Origin of the sequence: Protofrankia sp. Cj3, from assembly GCF_917627355.1 — a bacterium.
In the GTDB taxonomy this organism is placed as follows: domain Bacteria; phylum Actinomycetota; class Actinomycetes; order Frankiales; family Frankiaceae; genus Protofrankia.
The window spans coordinates 1-4,865 of record NZ_CAKJTR010000059.1 but is presented as its reverse complement, the minus strand read 5'-3'; the positions used below and the strand labels follow the sequence as shown (position 1 = coordinate 4,865).

Annotated in this window: 6 protein-coding genes; 2 read left to right on the top strand and 4 right to left on the bottom strand. The window is 68.2% G+C overall.

Annotated features, from left to right (window positions below; translation table 11 throughout):
- A partial coding sequence (locus MJ783_RS10395) for a GNAT family N-acetyltransferase (RefSeq protein ID WP_239310188.1) occupies nucleotides 1–545 on the bottom strand: 545 nt, incomplete at its 3' end.
- Entirely contained in the window at nucleotides 542–1,786 is a 1,245-nt protein-coding gene (locus tag MJ783_RS10390) for a helix-turn-helix transcriptional regulator (RefSeq protein WP_239310187.1), read from the bottom strand. The genes MJ783_RS10395 and MJ783_RS10390, both read right to left, overlap by 4 nt.
- Before the next feature lie 200 nt (nucleotides 1,787–1,986).
- Between MJ783_RS10390 and MJ783_RS10385 the strand changes: the two genes are divergently transcribed.
- Together MJ783_RS10385 and MJ783_RS10380 are read left to right on the top strand one after the other, a co-directional pair.
- Nucleotides 1,987–2,253, top strand: coding sequence for a hypothetical protein (locus MJ783_RS10385; RefSeq protein WP_239310186.1), 267 nt, complete (start codon nucleotides 1,987–1,989; stop codon nucleotides 2,251–2,253).
- A 49-nt stretch (nucleotides 2,254–2,302) separates the two neighbouring features.
- A complete protein-coding gene (locus MJ783_RS10380) occupies nucleotides 2,303–2,500 on the top strand; it encodes a hypothetical protein (protein WP_239310185.1) in 198 nt (65 codons plus the stop codon).
- 158 nt (nucleotides 2,501–2,658) lie between these two features.
- Here MJ783_RS10380 and MJ783_RS10375 read toward each other — a convergent pair whose 3' ends face one another.
- Both MJ783_RS10375 and MJ783_RS10370 read right to left on the bottom strand, forming a co-directional pair.
- A complete protein-coding gene (locus MJ783_RS10375; RefSeq protein WP_239310184.1) occupies nucleotides 2,659–3,111 on the bottom strand; it encodes a DUF2752 domain-containing protein in 453 nt (150 codons plus the stop codon).
- Entirely contained in the window at nucleotides 3,083–4,621 is a 1,539-nt protein-coding gene (locus tag MJ783_RS10370; protein ID WP_239310183.1) for a protein kinase, read from the bottom strand. Before MJ783_RS10370 ends, MJ783_RS10375 begins: the two co-directional genes overlap by 29 nt.
- Between the last annotated feature and the right edge of the window lie 244 nt (nucleotides 4,622–4,865).

Here is a 4,865-nt window from a genome sequence, read left to right as displayed (position 1 = left end):
TCCCACGTCTGCCGGGTGATGGCGTAAACGACGCTCGGCCGACCGTGAAGGGACCAGCCGCCATCCAGGATCAATCCGATCTTTTCCATTACTCGGCGGCTCTGGATGTTGTCCGGGTGGCAGATCGAGATGACCCGCTCGACACCGACGTGGACGAACGCGAACTCGAGCGCCGCCATGCCAGCTTCGGGTGCCAGGCCCTGCCCCCACCGGTCACGCCGCACCGTCCAGGCCACCTCGACACCCGGCCAGCCCATCTCTTCATACAGCCCGGCGCGGCCAACGAACTCTCCGGACAGCCGATCTCGGATGATCCACATCCCGAAGCCGCGCAACGCCCAGTGGCCAAGCTGGAAAGCGGCATGGCGCCACACCGCCTCTTCGTCCATCGGCCCGCCGCCGGTATAGCGGCTCATATCCGGATCCTGAGTCATCCGCGAGTACGGGCCGATGTCCTCGGCCCGCCAGTCCCGTAGGACCAGCCGTTCGGTGAGCACCGTGGGGATCTGCCGGGTAGCAGACGGCGGTCCGAGGATGAGGGTCACGGGGCGCTCCCGGCGGTCAGTACGAGATGGGAACGGGCGGACAGAGCGTCCTCTAAATCACGGACCGGAGCGAGCTCCCGATAGGGGTGTAACTGGGTCATGGTACGGCGCAGGTTCGCGGCCACGGTCGATGTCAAGCAGCCGTCCAGTAGCGCCACCACGGCCAAGGTGCGGACCGCCGCCTCTTCTGGTTCAGGACTCTCCCGCGTCAGCAGCGCCGCGGCTAGCGCAAGCAGTGCATGTCCCCGTTCCTCGAAGCCACCGTGGCCGGAGTCGTACAGCGCCACCGCGGCGCGGGCCATCGGTTCGGCTTCGTCGCCCGCACCCATGCGGGCGAGTACTCCGCCGGCGAACATGCCGGCCGCCGCTGGCCCGAACGAGGACATCCCGGGGCGCGCCGGTAAATCGACTACCGTCTGACGCATCCGGTACAGCGCATCCCGCGCGGACCGGGCATCGTCGGTCGCGGCCCGCGCGCGGGCTTCGTAGGCGGCAAGTCGTGCCGCGGTGTACGGGTGGGGGAATCGCTGGGCAGCCTCCGCCGCGACCCGGACGGCATCCTCGTACCGGCCGCCGTAGAACGCCATCGTGGACGCCATCCCGGCGACGGACGCGGCCAGCACTGGTTCCTCGGCATCCTCGGCATGGTTCTCGGCGAGGGTGAGGAACCGCCGTGACGTGATCGTATCCCCCATGTTGAACGCCAGCCGGCACAGCATGTAGGCGCAGAAGCCCGCGGCCACGGTGAGGCGCCGGTGCGCCCGCAAGCGGGTTGCATCCCGAAGCCTGCCCTCCGCCTGCCGCCAGGTGTCGAACACCTTCGGGGCGAGCGCGTCATGCGCCGTGGTGGTGAACACGGCCGCGTGCTGGTCGACCTTGTCCTCGATTTCGGCGACCGTCAGCGGGTCCGGGCCGGTGGCTGACCACTGCCGGTAGGCATCCGCCGCGAGGATGCCGGCCGCCGTCAGCTCGAAGACCTCCCGCCTGTCCGTGGAACTCACCTCCCCGCCGTCAGGTTCGCCGATTCCGTGCCGCGCCCGGTGGATCCGCGCGCGGAGCTGCACCAGCTCTCCACCGGCACCCACCGCGGTGTCGATGGCCTCCACAACCACATCGGACGGCAGAAACCGGCCAGCTTCGGCCCGACTGATCCCAGCCCGGTCCAGGTTGGTACGCCGAGCGAGCTCGGCCAGACTCTGCATGCCCGCTTCGAAGGCGTAACGCGCGGATACGCCCCGCAAGATGCGCAACCGCAGCCTGATCGTCCACCCGTACCCTCTCCTGCCCAGCGTAACGACACGTGCGTGAGGCGTGCGTGACGGATGCGTCAACAGCGTCTCACGCGATCACAGCTAGCCACCTGTCGCGCAGCGTCATGAAATGTGTCGCGTCAGCACGATAACCAGCCGACCACCCAGCCGATACGCACATGGGAGATGTCGTGGTACCACCAAAGACCTACACCCGCCGGCCGGTCGCGTCCGCCCGGCTCCACCGGCAGTCCGATGAGCCCCGGTTCCCGCGGCTCGACCAGTCCGTCCCCTGTGTGATCGTCGAGCTTGGCCCGGACGGGCGCCCGGACAGTGCGTTACTGATCTTTCCGACGGCACGTGCGGCCGAGGCACACGCCCAGGCGTACCGGCTCGCCGACTACCGAGTAGTTCCGGCCGTGTTCGCGCGCCTTCGTCCGCCCCGGCTGGAGGCATGAAGAGCAGGCACGCGGACCATTCAGCGGGAGACGAATCGGGACAGTGCGGGTGAACGGGCAGGAGGATACGCGCGGTGCGCGCGTTCTCATAAGTAAGATCACCAAAAGTGTTGACCTGCGCGTAAGCGTCGGGGTCGATACGGACGAGCTGATCAGGGTGCTGGAGACCTACGTGCCGGGTGGCGCACGGCTGCGGCTGGCCATGCGGGACGGGCAGGAGCTCGTTTTCAGATTTGAGCGGATTTGAGCGCTACATCCGATCATTCACGTTGATCGACTACAGGCCTTGACCCGCTTGAGCAGCCAGGTTCGTCGGGTGCAGCCTCGGCGGCACGACGCGCCGCCCGTAGAGGTGGCTTCCATGCCAAGGCCAACCCACCGTGGTCAGGCCACGGTCCAGGACGCTCACAGCGCCGAACAGGCAGACGCCGGTGCCAGGGGCCAGCCGGGCAGGTTCCGCACGACCATCCAGACAAGCGCGCCAGCGGCCAGCCCGTGCGCAAGCGCTCTGGGAACAGGTGCCTGCTCACCCAGCCAGGCCGCCCGTGCCCGCCGCCAGCCCAGGTGGACCAGAACAGGGCTACAGAGCAGCACGAAGAGATTGTCGTGAACCGCGGCCCGCAACCGACCGTGCAACAGATCGTGAACCAGCCGAAGCCCGCCGCACGCCGGGCAGTCAAGCCCGGTGACAAACTTCGCCGGGCACACCGGCATGACCGCGGCCGCATCGTGTGGGTCGACGACGGCAAGGTAACCCACGCCCAGCGCGCCCGCGGCCGCGCCAAGCAGCAGGCGGGTACGGCTCGTTCCCACGACCGAGCGGCCCTGATCAATCACGAAGTGGCCGGCCCTGTACATCGCGAACATTGCCGGTGAGCATCAGGACCCCGTCGATCAACGCCCAGACCCCGAAACCACCGCAGGTGAACAACTGGGCGAGTGCGATGGCGGTGTCGCCCAGGTACCAGCGTCCGGCCCCGAACACACCCAGGAAAATCTGCAGCAGGCCGGCGACGAGCTTCTGTTTATCCGAGTACGGTTCGCCGGTGACCGGATCACGTCCGAATGGGGCTGATACATCGTATTGTCTCTGGGCATAACCTGGCGGGGCGGGATATGCCGGGCTGGCCGGGTAGTACCCCGGGCTCGGCGGATAGCCAGGACCCGCCTGATAGCCGGGTACGCCCTGCTGCCCTGCGCCGGCCTGATAGCCAGCGCTCTGTTGCTGCCCCGGGCTCTGGTACCCGGGATTTGGCTGGCCGGGGCTCTGATACCCGGGATTTGGCTGCCCCGGGCTCTGGTACCCGGGATTTGACTGGCCGGGACTTGGCGGATACGCGGGAACGGCCTGATATGCGGCGTTCGACGGGCGCACCGCGGGCGCGGCCGGCGGCGGCTGCACAACCCATGGCGACGAAGGCTGGACGGCGGGCTGCGGACCCGGCGGGCGGGGGATAGGCGCCGGTATCTGCCGACTGGGCTGAACCAGAAGGTCAGCGGCATCACGGACGTCGTCGGCGAGGCGTAGTCCGATTCCGGCACGGGCGGTCCAGCGAGGGCCGTAACCGCGGGCCGCGGCAGCAGCAAGATCAAGAGCGAAGGCGTGTGCGGAGGGCTGGCGAGCGGCCGGATCCTTGGCCAGCGCCCGCAGAACAGCCTCGGCCACCGGAGCGGGCACACCCACTAACGGTGGTGGCGGAGAGTAAAGGTGATGATAACCCAGGGCATGCGACGACAGAGCCGGATCGAACAGCGGTGTCCCGACGAGCAGCTCGTACAGGAGCACCCCGAGGGCATACAGGTCGGTGGGCGGCCCCAGCCGACCGCCGACGAGCTGTTCGGGCGCCATGTACTTCGGGGTCCCGATGAGCATGCTCGCGGTGGCCGCCGACCCGTCGAAAATCTTCGCGATCCCGAAGTCGGTGACCTTGAGCAGGCCTCCGGTGTCGAACAAAATGTTGTCGGGCTTGATGTCGCGGTGCAGTACCCCCTGGGCATGCGCGCAGGTCAGCGCCGCGGCCACCGCCAGACCGACCGCGCAGGCACCCTCCGGTGGGATGCCCGCCCGCCGACGGGTCAGCGTCCCCCCACCCAGCAGCTCCATGACGATCAGATGCAGCTCGTCGGCCTCGACGTAATCGTAGACCCGCACGACATGCGGATGATCCATCGCGGCGAGGATCCGTGCCTCGGCTTTGAAACCGCCTGGCGCGTTCTCCTGCGCCGGGGACAGCACCTTGATCGCAACATTGCGATCAAGGTCGCGGTGCCGGCCCGCTAACACCAGCCCGAAGGCGCCCGCGCCCAGCTTGGCGCCCAACTCGTAGCTGGGGAGCGCCTCGGCCACCTGCGCCTCGTTGATGATCACGAGGTGGACGCCGCCACATGCCGACACCCGCTGAACAGCATCACAAAATCACCCATACATCCCTCAACGCGATGGGGTAATCCTAACCCCGCCCGATCCCGCAGACGGAACCGGAACGCCAGCGCGCCGGACAGGGCGGTCCGCGCCGGACAGGGTGCTCATGGACGCACCGGCGCCCGCGGGTCAGCAGCCCGGCGGGGCTGCCACCTCGACCGGACAACCCGACTTAGAGCGCCCGGCAATA

Coding starts and splice junctions, on each gene's coding strand:
- MJ783_RS10375 (WP_239310184.1), bottom strand. CDS start 3,111: ATGTACAGGGCCGGCCACTTCGTGATTGATCAGGGCCGCTCGGTCGTG.